We start from the raw sequence: 15,002 nt of genomic DNA on the forward strand, positions 1-15,002 counted from the left end.
CATTATGTTCCTATTGATCTTGTTGTTGAGTCTTTTTACACCAGGCCAAACTGGCCCCGGTCCGGCAGGTATGAAACTGGCATTGTTGAAGTACAATGGTGGCGGCGACTGGTATGCCAACCCTACTTCGTTGCCCAATCTGGCGCGTTTTTGCAATCAGAATCTGGGAACCGCTCTGGACATCGAATACGCTACGGTGGAAGTGGGTAGCCCTGAATTGTTCAATTTCCCCTTCCTCCATATGACCGGGCACGGCAACGTGGTTTTTTCCGACATGGAGGCACAGAACCTGCGACAATACCTGCTCGCTGGCGGCTTTTTGCACATTGACGACAACTATGGGATGGATCCTTTTGTGCGGGTGGCAATGAAAAAGGTGTTTCCTGAACTGGAGTTCACTGAGTTGCCTTTCAACCACGAAATTTACCGCCAGAAGTACGCCTTCGCCGGAGGCTTACCCAAAATCCACAAGCACGACGATAAACCCGCACAAGGTTTTGGCCTCACCTGGCAGGGGCGCTTAATTTGCTTTTATTCCTTTGAATGCGACTTGGGTGACGGCTGGGAAGATCAGGATGTACACAATGATACCCCGGAAGCACGTGCCAATGCCCTGAAAATGGGTGCGAATTTGGTGCAGTATGTGTTTCAGCAGTAGGAGAGGATTAGGATGCAAAAACATTGCATCCTAATCTCTAATTATCCTTTATCCGGTTGCAGGCTGTTTCCGGGCAATTTTTTTAATCAAAATAATCGAAAGCCAAATTAAACCACCCCAACCTGCAATCAATAAAGCATAAGCCAGACCTTCCTGACCCGAGCAGGCAATTCCACACGCCAGGGCGGTAATGATGTAGCCTAAAACCAAGGCCCCAAGAATGGTCAAAGCAATCAACCAGCCTTTTTTGCCTCCCGCAGCACTATTGCCCGCTGCTTTTTGTTCTGATTTATAAGTTTTGATGGCTGTTTTCAACTCCTGAAAAGAAGCTTTAAGATCCGTGATTTTATGCTTTTTGGCTGTTTTTTCATCTAACCCGATTGGTTTTAGGTGCTGGGCGATTAAAACGCTATTTACAGTTGTTTGCTTGCTGCTGTCTTCAATGTTGGAGTTCAACCACACATTCAAACCTGTAACAATGACCAAGGCATAACTGGTGCTCAGCATAAAATCATGGGATTTTTGGCGGAGGTACGAAAATTTGAACCAGCCTTGGGTATTTCCTTTTTGAGGGTAAAAAAAGTAGGCGAGGAAAAAACTATTGGCCAAAAGAACTGGCAGCCAGTCTGGCACTGCAATATCTGCAAAATAGGTCAAAAATCCACAGGTCAATGCGCCAAAGGCGATACAAACATGGGCCAACACGAGGATGAGCCTGGCCTGACGTGGATGGGTTTTAGCCCATCTTGATAAGTTTTTCATAGCAGAGTGGTTTTGGACATTAGGTGAATAATCCTGTGAATTTATCAGTTTTTTCTTTATCGTTGCAAGGAATTGCCTACGGCCTACAAACGATCATGCCAATGAAAAACATTCTTTATCCGCTCACCTTCGGTTTGTGTTTTCTTCTTAGCCCTTTGTTTTCACCCAATTTATCCGCTCAAAACCTCCAATGGTGGAAACCAGCTGACGCTGCTTTCCCCGTCATCGATGGCCGAGCCTGGTCCGCTGAACTAAAAGATACCCTGCAACGCCTACCTGGCCGTGCCAAAAGCCTGGTTCGACCAGCCGTTTGGGGCTTGTCTCAACAGCCTGCTGGTCTTTTCCTGCGTTTTTTCAGCAATGCTACTCAAATCAAGGTTCGGTATCAAATTGCTGGCAGCCCCGGGATGCCACACATGCCTGCAACAGGGGTGAGTGGAGTAGACCTTTATGCCATTGATAGCGATGGGACCTGGCATTTCTGCACAGGTAAGTACAGTTTTAAAGATACCGTAGAATACAATTTTGACAAACTGAGCCCATCGGACAAATACCACCAATTGGGACGTGAGTTCCGCCTGTATTTGCCTCTGTACAAAGCCATTTCTGGGTTGGAAATTGGAGTGGCTGAGGGCAGCAAGTTTACTCCCTTACCACTGATGCAGGAGAAACCCATCGTGGTCTATGGTACCTCCATCGCCCAGGGCGCCTGTGCTTCGCGCCCGGGAATGGCCTGGACCAATATTTTATCACGCAAACTGGATCGCCCGGTGATCAATCTGGGGTTTTCTGGCAATGGTCGCCTGGAGCCTGAATTGATTGATTTGATCAATGAAATTGACGCCAGGGTAATTGTGCTGGATTGTTTGCCAAACATGACCACTGAACGTTTTACTCAGCCGGAATTGCAAACACGCATCATTGAATCGGTCAAAAGTATTCGGGCAAAACATCCTACCACGCCCATCCTGTTGACCGAACATGCAGGATATTCAGAAGGATTTATGGTGCCTACTCGCCAAAACTTTTACCAGGAGGCCAATCAGAGTTTACAAACAGCGGTAGATCAGCTGAGGTTTCAAGAGGTTAAAGGCCTGTACACCCTGACTTTCAGTGAAATCAAATTTGATTTGGACGCAACCGTGGATGGCACCCACCCCAATGATTACGGTATGATGGTACAAGCCCAGGCCTACGAAAAAAAGCTGCGCTTGATCCTGCAAGAACCTAGTGGAAGTCTGGTTACCCAAATCCCGGTGCGCCAAAGCCGGGAACCCGGTAGCTACAATTGGGAAGAACGGCACAATGCTGTTAAAGCCTTACACGCGACTGAACCAAGTAAAATCCTCTTCATCGGCAATTCCATTACCCACAACTGGGGCGGGAAACCCCTGAATAACCGCATTAAAGGGGCAGATTCCTGGGCACAATACCTGGAACCACTCCAGGTCCGCAACCTGGGTTTTGGTTGGGATCGCATCGAAAATGTACTTTGGCGGGTATATCACGACGAACTGGCGGGCATCCAACCTGAAAAAATTGTACTCAACATCGGGACCAACAACCTTTTGATCAATACGGATGAAGAAATTGTGGCGGGCCTGGCCTTTTTGCTGGAAGCCATCAAAACGCGCCAACCGAAGGCAAAAATTTATGTGCTTGGCCTTTACCCCCGCCGGGAACAAGAAACCCGAATTCAGCAATTGAATGCCAAGATTCAACTGATGACCAAAAAACAGGCGGTGAATTATGCCAATATCGGCACCGTACTTTTGCAGCCTACTGGCAAAATTGATGAAAAACTCTTTTCGGATGGCCTTCACCCCAATGCCGAAGGGTACCAACGTTTGGGTAAAACATTGCTGACCGTGCTTAATCCTCCCAAGAAATGAGATTTTTGATTTTATGCTTCGCCTACTTGCTGGCCAATTGCCTCTTGAGTCAGCCCAACACCGAGACGGTCGTTTTCCAAAATGGTGACGATGGTTACAAATGCTATCGAATCCCTGCTATTGTCAAAGCACCCAATGGTGATTTGCTCGCCTTTGCTGAAGCCCGCCGCAACTCTTGCAGCGATCACGGCGACGTACGCATCGTGCTCAAACGCAGTACTGACAATGGCCAAACCTGGACCAACTTTCAAACCGTAGCCGAAAATGGCGACCTGCAAGCTGGTAACCCAGCGCCTGTTTTTGACCTTAGCGACAAACGTTTCCCCCAGGGCCGCCTCTTTTTGTTCTACAACACTGGCACAGGCTCCGAGGCCGAAGTGCGTGAAGGCAAGGCCATGCGTGATGTATGGTACAAAACCAGCACGGATGCGGGCCAAAGCTGGTCGGCACCCGTCAATATCACCCGTTTTGTGTCTAAACCCAAACAGCCGCAGATTCATCCTGCTTACAATTTTAAAGAGGACTGGCGGCATTATGCCAATACCCCTGGGCATGCTTTGCAATTGAGCGCTGGCCCTTATCGCGGTCGGATTTTTGTGGCGGCCAATCATTCTGCTGGACCACCTCAAAACCAGGGTAAAGACTATTGGGCCCACGCCTTTTACTCCGATGATCATGGCAAAACCTGGAAACTCATGCCCAATGTAGCCTATGCTGGCAGCAATGAAAGCACCGCTGCCGAATTGTCAAATGGCGGAATTTTGTTGAACTGCCGCAATCAATCCGGGGATACCAAACACCGCATCATGGCCAGCAGTAAAAGTGGGGGTGCCAAATGGGACTCGGTCTATGTGGAACGCCAATTACCCGACCCGGTTTGTGAAGGAAGTATGCTCAATTATACCACCAAATCGGGCCAGAAATGGCTGTTTTTTAGCAATTTGGAGCATCAGAACAAGCGAGAAAACCTGGTGCTCAAGGTTAGCATGGACGAGGGGCAAAGCTGGTACAAGGCCAAAACCATTTACACAGGCGCTTCTGCTTACTCGGATCTAGTCATTCAACAAGATCAAAACATCGGAGTCCTGTATGAAAAGGACGGTTATGCCAAAATCGTTTACGCTCACATTCAGGTAGAAAGCCTTTTTGACTTACACCAGGTTACCCAAACCGACCTTTGGAAGGGCTTCGAGCGGGTTCATTTTCAATTGGATCAGCAGCGAGCCTATTACGTAAAACCAAAACAGGCACTGCCTGGGAATCCCTGGGTTTGGCGGGCTTCATTTCCAGATTGGCATACCGAAATGGATAGTTTGTTACTGGTTAGAGGGTTTCATGTCGTCTTTGTACATGTAGATGATCAATACGGCAGCCCGGCAGCCATGCAGGCCTGGGATAAGGTGTACAATCATTTGGTGGATAAACTGAATTTTGCCCCCAAAGTTGCCCTCGAAGCCGTCAGCCGCGGTGGGCTTTACGCCTATGCCTGGGCCAAACGCAACCCGGATAAGGTGAGTTGCATCTATGCCGAAGGCCCGGTTTGTGACATCAAAAGTTGGCCTGGCGGCAAAGGAAAGGGGGTAGGGGACCCCAAGAGTTGGACGCAATTGTTGGAAGTGTTTAAGCTGAGCGAAGCAGAAGCTCTTGCTTTTAAGGACAATCCCGTCGATAATCTGGAAGGGTTGGCGTCGTTCAAAGTGCCCATTTTGCACGTCATTTCCAATAGCGACAAAATTGTGCCTTCGGATGAAAACACTTACCCCCTGGTACAAAAATACACCGCCCTGGGAGGCCCGGCCACCATTTACCCGGTAACAGCCGGCCCCCAAACCCTGGAAGGTCATCATTACCCCATCCAACGCGCGGCAGAGTGGGCCGATTTCATCATGGCCAACACCTACCCAGTCAAAAAGCCCTTGCCCAATCGGGATTATTTCCAGACCCGCAATGCACTGGCAAATTTTCAAAGGGTAATTGCCCGGGATAAAAAGGCAACCGTAGCTTTTTTAGGCGGCTCAATCACCTTCAACAAGGGCTGGCGAGACAAAACTTCTGCCTATTTGCAAGAACGTTTCCCCGAGGTGCACTTCACCTTTATCGCGGCGGGTATTCCTTCCTTGGGCAGTGTGCCGCATGCTTTTCGGGTACAACAAGATATCCTGGACAAGGGCAATGTTGACCTTCTGTTTGTAGAAGCAGCCGTTAACGACCGGGGCAATGGGACCGATAGCCTGACCCAAATCCGAGCGTTGGAAGGCATCATTCGCCACGCCAAACGCAGCAATCCTCAAATGGACATTGTCTTGATGGCTTTTGCCGACCCCATCAACATTCAACAATACGAGCAGGGGAAAATACCACTGGAGGTCAAAAACCAGGAGTTATTGGCGGGGCATTACAATTTGCCTTCCATCAACATGTCCAAATTGGTACGAGATAAAATTGCGGCCAAAGAATTTAGCTGGGAGTATGATTTTAAGGATTTGCATCCTTCGCCCTTTGGGCAAGAGTTGTATTATTCGGCGATCAAAAGTTTATTCACCACTTGTTTCCAACAGCCTCAAACGGCAGCATCTGCCTTTCCACCTGCTTTAAACAAAGGCAGCTTTGAACAGGGAAAATACCTGGGGATTGAAAATGCCCAGTTGGACAACAATTGGAAAATTGATCCCAATTGGACACCCACGGATGGTTTGCCTACGCGGGATGGTTTTGTCAAGCGACCTATGTTAATTGCTACCACAGCAGGGAGCCAGTTCAGCCTGCCTTTTAGCGGGACGGCCATCGGGATTGCCATCGTATCTGGTGGGGATGCGGGCATGCTGGAGTACTCTATTGATGGAAAACCTTACGCCAAGTTGGATTTGTATACTCGTTGGAGTGGGCAACTTCATTTGCCCTGGTATCTGGTACTGGGGGCTGATTTGAAGCCTGGAAAACATACTTTGAATTTGAAAATTAGTGGGGATAAAAATGCCAACAGCAAGGGAACTGCCTGTCGAATTGTGTATTTTTTGCTGAATGAGTAGCAGTCAAATAAAACCAAAAAAACCAATGAAAAAGAGCTTTCTCCTAATATTCCTGTTGTTCAACAGCTTTATCGCTTTTTCTAAACAACCCAATATCATTATCTTCTTTGTGGATGATATGGGCTGGCAAGATTGTTCCCTTCCTTTTCACAATCAAAAAACCAAGTGGAACGAAATTTACCACACCCCCAATCTGGAAAAACTGGCCGCTGAGGGCATGAAATTCACCCATGCCTACGCAGCCCCCGTTTGTTCACCCTCCCGAGTGAGTTTGATGACCGGCATGAACGCCATTCGGCACAAGGTGACGAACTGGACTTTGTGGAAAAATCAAAGTACCGATGGAAAGTCAGACCGTCTGATTCCGCCAACTTGGAATCTCAATGGCATTAGTCCGGTTGCCGGGGTTGAAAACACCGTTCACGCTACAACTTTGGCCCAAGTCCTTCAGCAAAACAACTATCGAACCATTCATGTGGGAAAAGCACATTTGGGTGCAGCCGGGACCCTGGGCAGTGACCCTCGTAATCTCGGGTTTGACGTCAACATTGCCGGGCATGCCGCTGGAGCGCCGCAGAGTTATTACGGCCTGGACAATTTTGGAAAAAACAAAGGACGGGATTCCATCTGGAATGTACCTGGACTGGAAAAATACTGGGGAAAGGACATCTTTTTAACGGAAGCGCTTACCCTGGAGGCCATTGCGGCGATGGAGCAGGCAAGATTGGCTCAAAAGCCTTTTTTTCTCCACATGGCCCATTATGCAGTGCATGCCCCCATCCGGGCTGATCCACGTTTTGTCCAAAAATACTATGCCATGGGGATGGATAGTATTGAGGCCAAATATGCTTCTTTGGTCGAAGGCATGGACAAGAGTCTGGGCGACATCATGCGTTACCTGACGGCTCAGAAGCTGGATCAAAATACCATCATTCTTTTTTTATCTGACAATGGAGGCCTAAGTGCGAATGCTCGCGGAGGTACCCGCCATCAGCACAATACCCCCTTGCGCAGTGGCAAAGGTTCTGCTTACGAAGGAGGAGTTCGGATCCCTTTTGTCCTGAAATGGCCAGGCATGACCAGCCCCAATTCCATTTGTGCAGAAAACATCATTATAGAGGACGTCTTTCCCACCGTACTGCAAATGGCCGGAATTAAAAAGGCGCAAACTTTGCAAAAAATCGATGGCGAAGACATCTCTCCACTCATCCGGCATACTAAAACCGCTGATAAGCGCTTTTTATACTGGCATTATCCACACATTTGGGGCCCCAAAGGGCCAGCTCTGGAGCTGTACAGTGTAGTCAGGCAAGGAAATTGGAAGTTGATTTATTTCCATACCGATCAGCATTTTGAGTTGTACAACACCGCCACCGACTTGACTGAAAGTCAGAATTTATTCACAAATCAGCACCCCATGGCCTTGAAATTAGCCAAGGCACTTGGCAAAGCCCTAAAAAGTGGACAATGTGAAATGCCCAAAATGATTGCAACCCAAAACAATATTTTATTCCCCGATGACCAAATTAAGGAACGGAAATGAAATAAAGTAAAAGAGTTGACTCAGCTATTTTTTGATTTGGCAAGGCACGAGGAAGGCGCATAGTGTACTACGCAACTGACGAGTAACGAAGCAAAATAAAAAAAGAGCCAGTCAAGTGTTTACTTTATTTTATTTCCGTTCCTAAAACATTGTCTCAATGAACTACTTGAAAAAGCCTTTTCAATCCTTATTCTTTCTCTTCCTGTTTGTTATGATCACTGCCTGCAAACCCACAGTTGATCCGGCAGCAAAACCAAACATCCTCTTCATCCTCGCCGACGACTGGAGCTACCCCTTTGCCAGCGCCTACGAAGACTCCCCGATCCACACCCCAAATCTGGAACGCTTGGCCACGATGGGGATGGTTTTTACCCATGCCTTTTGTGCTACGCCATCCTGCACCCCTTCGCGTTCAGCCATTTTGACGGGGAAATACCCCCACAAATTGGGCGAAGGAGTCAACCTGGTAGGCAAACTGGACACCGCCGAAACCACCTATGTCAAATTGTTGCGCCAACACGGCTATGCAGTTGCCTTCGAACGCAAAGGTTGGGCCCCCGGCAAGTTTGAAAAAATGGGTTACAAGGAAAACCCGGCGGGGCATCAGCAAGAATTTGGTGCCTTCCTGGATAGCCTCGACAACAAAAAGCCCTTTTGCTTCTGGTGGGGCACCAACGATCCGCATCGCCCTTATACCCGAGGCCATGGCCGAAAAGTGGGCATCGACTCCACAAAACTAAGCGTACCAAAATTTTTGCCCGACTTACCTGATGTACGCGGAGACCTGGCCGATTATTACGCTGAAATAAAACGGGTAGACCGGGAAATAGGGGCTTTGTTAAAAAAACTGGAAGACAAAGGCCTTCTGGAGAATACCATGATCGTGGTTACGGGAGACAATGGAATGCCTTTTCCCCGGGCCAAGGCCAACATGTACGATTATGGCACCCGGGTTCCATTGGTGATCAGTTTCCCCAAAAAATTCAAACGAAACCGCCGCTCAGAAACCTTTGTCAACCTCATCGACCTAATGCCTACCTTTTTGGAAGTGGCCGACGTGCCGCTGCCAAAAGACCTGGATGGCATCAGTTTGGTGCCCGTGTTAAAAGGCAAAAAGAAAGCGCATCGGGAGGAGGTGTTTCTGGAAAGGGAACGCCACTGCATGTGTCGGAAAAATGAGCTGGGTTTTCCGGGTTACCCCATGCGGGCCATTCGGACCAAAGAATACCTTTACATCCTCAACTTACGTCCTCAACGGATGCCCGCAGGCGACCCAACCATTCCCGGCACACCCTCTGAATACGGCGATGTAGACGGTGGCCCTACCAAAGCCTACATGATGGATCACGCCATGGAAGACAATGTGCGTACTTTTTTCCAAATTGGATTTGACAAACGCCCCAGAGAGGAATTGTACGATGTCAATGCTGATCCTTTCAACGTCAACAACCTCGCTCAATATCCCAAATACCAGCGACTCAAAAAGAACCTGCAATTGAAACTGGACATCTGGATGTCGCAAAATGAAGACCCGCGCTGGCACGGTGGTGGTGATGAAATTGACCGTTATCCGACTTACGACAAAGCCTGGATTACCAAATGGGACATCGTTTTTTTTGATGAATAAGTCCTTTGGAGAGGGCAAAATGAACACATATTTTTTTATCCCCCCTTTTCTTCCATTTTGTAACTACAGAAGAATATTTTTACCCCAAAAATAACACATCGGATCAATGAGCAATACTTCCATTAAAGTCCTCGTCGTAGGCTGTGGCAACATGGGCGCTTCGCATGCCTTTGCCTATCAACGCCTGGACGGTTTCGAAATTTGTGGCATCGTATCTACGGGCAAAAGTAAAGAAGTGCTGAATGAAAAACTGGGCGGCGGCTATCCACTTTTTTCAGATTATACCCAGGCATTGGCCACAACCAAACCTGATGCGGTGTGTATTTCAACATACCCCGATACCCACGAACAGTTTTGCATCCAGGCATTGGAAGCAGGGTGCCATGTGTTTATCGAAAAACCCATTGCGGATACGGTGGAAGGTGCCGAAAGGGTAGTGGCTGCCGCGCGAAAAGCTGGTAAAAAAGTGGTAGTGGGTTATATTTTGAGGCACCATCCTTCCTGGGCCAAATTTGTAGAAATTGCCCAGGAGCTCGGCAAACCACTGGTCATGCGCATGAACCTCAACCAACAAAGCCATGGCTACATGTGGGATGTGCACCGCAATTTGATGAAAAGCCTCAGTCCCATTGTGGATTGTGGTGTACACTACATCGACGTGATGTGCCAAATGACGCGCTCCAAACCCATCCGGGTAAGTGCCATCGGAGCCCGTATGACTAACGATATTCCAGCGACCAACTACAACTATGGCCAACTCCAAATCCATTTTGAAGACGGCTCAGTGGGCTGGTATGAGGCTGGCTGGGGCCCAATGATGAGTGAAACGGCCTTTTTTGTAAAAGACGTGATTGGCCCTAAGGGTTGTGTGTCTATTGTGGCTAAAGATGCGGGTGCAGCGGGTAAATCGGATAATGTAGATTCGCACACCAAAACCGAATCCTTGCGTTGGCACCACGCCGACATTGATGCCAGTAATGAGTTCACCCGGCCGGATGAGTGGATTGATCTGCAGGATGAGCCCGATCACCAGGAGTTGTGCAACCGGGAGCAGCGCTATTTTTTGAAAGCGATTCAGGAGAATCTGGATTTGACCGATCACTTGGCGGATGCAGTAAATAGTTTGAAGGTTGCCTTCGCTTGCGATGAATCCGTGCGGACGGGGGAGATGGTACGGCTGGATTAACCTTAATGCACTAATTTCTAAGGTGTATCTTGAGTGCCTGTGGTTTCTTAGGTGGTAGATAAAGACATTTTCACCACCTAAGAAACCACAGGCATTTAAGACACACCTAAGCAAAAACACCTAAAACATGCTCAAGTCTACTTTCATTTGGCTATTCTTGGCCTTAATTGTTTTACCTGGAGTTACTTTATCTGGCCAGGTGAGCGCCGAAAAATACATCTCCGATTACCTCAATTCCATCCGGGACAACCGCGCGCTGCTCACCGCATTTTTCCAACAAATGCCCAAAGGCGGTGACCTGCACAACCACTTTTCCGGCTCCATTTACGCCGAAAGCTACTTTGACTACGCCCTCAAATCCGATTTTTGGGTCAACCTCAAAACCCTGGCCTTGTACGACAAAGCCCCCGCCCCCAACGAAGACATCAAACGATTCAGCGAAGTCAAAGCCGCCGGCGGCCTCGATGCCCTGCGGTACCAACTCCTGCGTTTTTGGTCCATCAAAGACTATTTTGAAGGCGATGAAGCCAGTGACAAACACTTCTTTGATGCCTTTGATAAATTTGATTTGCCTAGTAAAGGATTGGTGCGAGAAGGGCTTCTTGAACTCAAACAACGCGCCAAAGCCGAGAATGTACAGTACCTCGAAGTAATGTATCGCTCAGCCAAACATGGACTGGATCTTTCTGATCTGAAAGCTTATGCAACTGTGTTCGATTCCCTGCAACGACAAAAAAACAGTGTTGCACTTTCCCGCGTATTGGACACCTTGTATGCCCAATTTTTGAAAAAAGGCATCGAGGCCAAAGTCCTTGATTATGCGCAAGGCTTTGAAAAAGTACACCGGGAACTGATGCTGGACGACAGCACCTTTACCATGCGGTTTCAAAGTTTTGTTATTCGGGTATTGGAAGACCAGCTTGCAGTGTTTGGTAATTCAGTAGCCGCCTTTATGTCGGCAGAGCGCAGTAACCTGATCGTTGGCGTAAACCTGGTAGCGCCCGAAGACAATGCCAATTCCATGCGCAATTACTGGCTGCACATGCAATTTTTCAAATGGTGTAAAAAACAATTCCCCACAGTGAAATTTTCCATGCACGCCGGAGAATTGACCCTGGGTTTGGTGAAACCTGAAGAATTGAACTGGCACATCAATGCAGCAGTACGAGAAGCTGGGGCTCACCGCATCGGGCATGGAGTAGATTTGGCCTATGAAAACAAGGTGTACGACCTCCTTAAATTGATGCAAACCCAACAAGTAGCCATAGAAATCAACCTGACCAGCAACGATTACATCCTTAAAGTCAAAGACGATCGGCATCCCATCACAATGTATCGTTCCGCCAAAGTACCCATTGTCATTTCGACCGATGACGCGGGCATTCTGCGCAGCAACCTTACCGAGCAATTCGTGTTGTTGGCCAATCGCTATAAGAACATCTCTTACGCGGAGATCAAACAGTACATCCTGAATAGCATCAAATTTAGCTTCATTGAGGAAGAAAAAGTAAAACTGAAGTTGACCCACAACCTGCAACAACAACTGGCCAAATTTGAACAACAACTCCAACTGAGCTTGGTTAAAAAATGAGGAACATCCTGCGAATTCAGCTTTGGGCTTTGCTGATCCCAATCAGTGTTTCAGCACAAAACAATACACTGCAATTGTGGTATGACCAACCCGCTAAACTTTGGTCGGAAGCCCTACCACTCGGCAATGGCTACATGGGCGCGATGGTTTTCGGTGGCCCCATGCGTGAGCATCTGCAACTCAACGAAGGCACCCTCTACTCTGGAGACCCTCGTGGTACTTTTACCAATATCAATGTACGCCGGGCTTATCCGCAGGTGATGGAGTTGCTCAAAGCCAAAAAATACCAGGAAGCCCAAGCCATCATCACCAAGGAATGGTTGGGCCGCAACCACCAGATGTACCAACCGATGAGCGATTTGTGGCTGGATTTTGCCCACGATTCAAGCCAAATCAAAGCATACAAACGCAGCTTGGACCTCAATACTGCCACCGCTCACACGGAATACAAAATAGGTGCAACTACCTATCGTCGCAGCTATTTTGCCAGCTACCCTGACCACATTGTTGTGCTGAAAATCAGCGCAACGGGACCAGATAAAATCAACTGCACCGTTCAACTTTCTACGCCACATCAGGCTACTGCTCAGCAACGAGGCAATGGGAATGTCTTGCGGCTGTTGGGCCGTGCTCCAGGATTTGCCTTGCGCCGCAATTTTGATTTGGTGGAAAAACTGGGCGATCAACACAAGTACCCCGAGCTATATGAAAAAAGTGGAGCGCGCAAGCCCCAGGCCGCCAACTTTTTGTACCAGGATCAGGTCAATGGCCTAGGTATGGCATTTGAAACCCGCCTGAAAGTGCTGAATACGGGAGGCACTATTAGCCAGCAAGGTGAAAAAATCAAGGTGCAAAATGTTAGCGAATTGACCATCGTCTTGAGTGCGGCAACCAGTTACAATGGTTTTGACAAAAGCCCAGCTACCGAAGGTAAAAACCCGGCTGTGCTGCTGAATGCATTTTTTAAAGCCATTGAAGCAAGGTCTTTTGCCAATTTGTACCAACGGCATTTGTTGGATTACCAAAACTTGTTCAAACGAGTCGAACTCAGCCTGGCAGCAGAAACGGAACAATCCAAGTTGCCCAGCGATCGTCGGGTGGAATTGTTTGCAAATGGGCAAGACCCTGCTTTTGCGGCGCTCTATTTTCAATATGGGCGGTACTTGATGATTGCTGGCTCTCGCCCTGGTGGACAACCACTCAATTTGCAAGGCATCTGGAACGACCAAATGATCCCGCCCTGGAATGGTGCCTACACCATCAACATCAATGCCCAAATGAACTACTGGCCCGCCGAGATTACCAACCTCGCCGAATGCCAAGGGCCTTTTTTTCGCGCCATCAAAGAACTGGCCATCAATGGTCGTGAAACAGCGCGCAACATGTACGGCAACTCCGGCTGGGTGGCCCACCACAACATGGACATCTGGCGGCATGCTGAACCGGTGGACAACTGCGCTTGCTCCTTTTGGCCAATGGGTGCTGGCTGGTTGACCAGCCATTTGTGGGAACACTATTTGTTCAGTGGCGACCAGCAATTTTTGAAAAACGAAGTGTTTCCACTGCTCAAAGGGGTGGTGGAGTTTTATCAAGGCTGGTTGGTCAAAAACGAACAGGGTTACCTGCTGACTCCGGTAGGGCACTCGCCTGAACAAAACTTTGTTTACGAAGACAACAAACAAGCCACCTTCAGCCCCGGCCCAACGATGGACATGGCGATTGTACGTGAAGCTTTTGCCCACTACCTTGAAGCCGCGCAATTGTTGCAAATGAAAGACCCCATGGTAGATTCGGTGCAGCAACAACTGAGCCAATTGTTGCCCTATCAAATCGGTAAATACGGCCAACTCCAAGAGTGGTCCGAAGATTTTGAAGATGGAGATGTGCAGCATCGCCACATCTCTCACCTCTATGCCATTCACCCCAGCAATCAAATTACCCAACAGAGTTCGCCTGAATTGATGGCAGCGGTGCAGCGGGTCATGGAACGGCGAGGCGATTTTGCTACAGGCTGGTCGATGGGCTGGAAAGTCAACATTTGGGCCAGGCTCTTCGATGGCGATCATGCGCTAAAACTGATCACCAACCTGTTTAAACTGGTGCGTACCAATGTTACGACCATGCAGGGTGGTGGCACTTATCCTAATCTCTTTGACGCACATCCTCCTTTTCAAATCGACGGAAATTTTGGGGCTACGGCGGGTATTGCCGAGATGCTGCTGCAGAGCCATGCCGGTGAAATTCACTTATTGCCAGCTTTGCCAAAGGCCTGGCATACCGGGAAAGTAAAGGGTTTGCGGGCCAGAGGTGGTTTTGAGGTGGATATGGAATGGAAGGATGGGGTGCTGGTGCAGGCAACGATCCGGTCGACTTTGGGGGGGAATTGTAGGTTGCGGACAAATACACAGGTAGCGGTGCAAAATGTACAAACCTTAGAGGTGAAGGGAGAGAACGGGAATCAACTATTTAGAGTGGTTGCACCGGGGAAAATGTTGATTAAGGATTCTGGGGCGGCGGATAAAATGATTGTAAATGAAGGCTTTGCAGTGGATTTTGAGACGAAGAGGGGAGGGGCGTATGAGGTGAAGTGAGGAATTAATTGGGAAAATGTAAAAGGAACCTATTGAGTGTGAGTATGGTTATGTATTTTATTTTCAAAAAATAGGATCAAGTGGAATAAAAATTGATTTAATGCTTTACTAATTCATCTGAGA

Annotated in this window: 9 protein-coding genes; 8 read left to right on the forward strand and 1 reads right to left on the reverse strand. The window is 48.3% G+C overall.

Features of this window, described 5'->3' with window-relative positions:
* Positions 1-4 precede the first annotated feature (4 nt).
* Entirely contained in the window at positions 5-658 is a 654-nt protein-coding gene (locus tag ACO08K_RS21815) for a DUF4159 domain-containing protein (protein WP_421798585.1), read from the forward strand.
* A gap of 48 nt (positions 659-706) precedes the next feature.
* Here ACO08K_RS21815 and ACO08K_RS21820 read toward each other — a convergent pair whose 3' ends face one another.
* A complete protein-coding gene (locus tag ACO08K_RS21820; RefSeq protein ID WP_421798586.1) occupies positions 707-1,420 on the reverse strand; it encodes a hypothetical protein in 714 nt (237 codons plus the stop codon).
* A 101-nt stretch (positions 1,421-1,521) separates the two neighbouring features.
* On the opposite strand from ACO08K_RS21820, the gene ACO08K_RS21825 reads away from it, so the two are divergent.
* The 7 genes from ACO08K_RS21825 (at position 1,522) to ACO08K_RS21855 (ending at position 14,879) form a co-directional block, all read left to right on the forward strand.
* Positions 1,522-3,312 carry an SGNH/GDSL hydrolase family protein gene (locus tag ACO08K_RS21825; RefSeq protein ID WP_421798587.1) on the forward strand — a complete coding sequence of 597 codons (1,791 nt, stop codon included), beginning with the start codon at positions 1,522-1,524 and terminating at the stop codon, positions 3,310-3,312.
* A complete protein-coding gene (locus ACO08K_RS21830) occupies positions 3,309-6,341 on the forward strand; it encodes an exo-alpha-sialidase (RefSeq protein WP_421798588.1) in 3,033 nt (1,010 codons plus the stop codon). The genes ACO08K_RS21825 and ACO08K_RS21830 overlap by 4 nt, the downstream gene beginning before the upstream one ends.
* 25 nt (positions 6,342-6,366) lie before the next feature.
* Positions 6,367-7,884, forward strand: a complete 1,518-nt coding sequence (locus ACO08K_RS21835; RefSeq protein WP_421798589.1) for a sulfatase — start codon at positions 6,367-6,369, stop codon at positions 7,882-7,884.
* Between the two features lie 157 nt (positions 7,885-8,041).
* A complete protein-coding gene (locus ACO08K_RS21840; RefSeq protein WP_421798590.1) occupies positions 8,042-9,511 on the forward strand; it encodes a sulfatase in 1,470 nt (489 codons plus the stop codon).
* Positions 9,512-9,617: 106 nt separating this feature from the next.
* On the forward strand, positions 9,618-10,697 hold the full coding sequence (locus ACO08K_RS21845; protein WP_421798591.1) for a Gfo/Idh/MocA family protein: 1,080 nt from the start codon (positions 9,618-9,620) through the stop codon (positions 10,695-10,697).
* Between the two features lie 127 nt (positions 10,698-10,824).
* Entirely contained in the window at positions 10,825-12,288 is a 1,464-nt protein-coding gene (locus ACO08K_RS21850; protein WP_421798592.1) for an adenosine deaminase, read from the forward strand.
* Positions 12,285-14,879 carry a glycoside hydrolase family 95 protein gene (locus ACO08K_RS21855; protein WP_421798593.1) on the forward strand — a complete coding sequence of 865 codons (2,595 nt, stop codon included), beginning with the start codon at positions 12,285-12,287 and terminating at the stop codon, positions 14,877-14,879. Before ACO08K_RS21850 ends, ACO08K_RS21855 begins: the two co-directional genes overlap by 4 nt.
* Positions 14,880-15,002: the final 123 nt, after the last annotated feature.

It is taken from the genome of Haliscomenobacter sp. (genome assembly GCF_965225875.1).
In the GTDB taxonomy this organism is placed as follows: domain Bacteria; phylum Bacteroidota; class Bacteroidia; order Chitinophagales; family Saprospiraceae; genus Haliscomenobacter.

Excerpts from the sequence above, each read along its gene's own strand:
- ACO08K_RS21815 (WP_421798585.1), top strand. The coding sequence starts at position 5 with ATGTTCCTATTGATCTTGTTGTTGAGTCTTTTTACACCAGGCCAAACT.
- ACO08K_RS21820 (WP_421798586.1), bottom strand. The coding sequence starts at position 1,420 with ATGAAAAACTTATCAAGATGGGCTAAAACCCATCCACGTCAGGCCAGG.
- ACO08K_RS21825 (WP_421798587.1), top strand. The coding sequence starts at position 1,522 with ATGAAAAACATTCTTTATCCGCTCACCTTCGGTTTGTGTTTTCTTCTT.
- ACO08K_RS21830 (WP_421798588.1), top strand. The coding sequence starts at position 3,309 with ATGAGATTTTTGATTTTATGCTTCGCCTACTTGCTGGCCAATTGCCTC.
- ACO08K_RS21835 (WP_421798589.1), top strand. The coding sequence starts at position 6,367 with ATGAAAAAGAGCTTTCTCCTAATATTCCTGTTGTTCAACAGCTTTATC.
- ACO08K_RS21840 (WP_421798590.1), top strand. The coding sequence starts at position 8,042 with ATGAACTACTTGAAAAAGCCTTTTCAATCCTTATTCTTTCTCTTCCTG.
- ACO08K_RS21845 (WP_421798591.1), top strand. The coding sequence starts at position 9,618 with ATGAGCAATACTTCCATTAAAGTCCTCGTCGTAGGCTGTGGCAACATG.
- ACO08K_RS21850 (WP_421798592.1), top strand. The coding sequence starts at position 10,825 with ATGCTCAAGTCTACTTTCATTTGGCTATTCTTGGCCTTAATTGTTTTA.
- ACO08K_RS21855 (WP_421798593.1), top strand. The coding sequence starts at position 12,285 with ATGAGGAACATCCTGCGAATTCAGCTTTGGGCTTTGCTGATCCCAATC.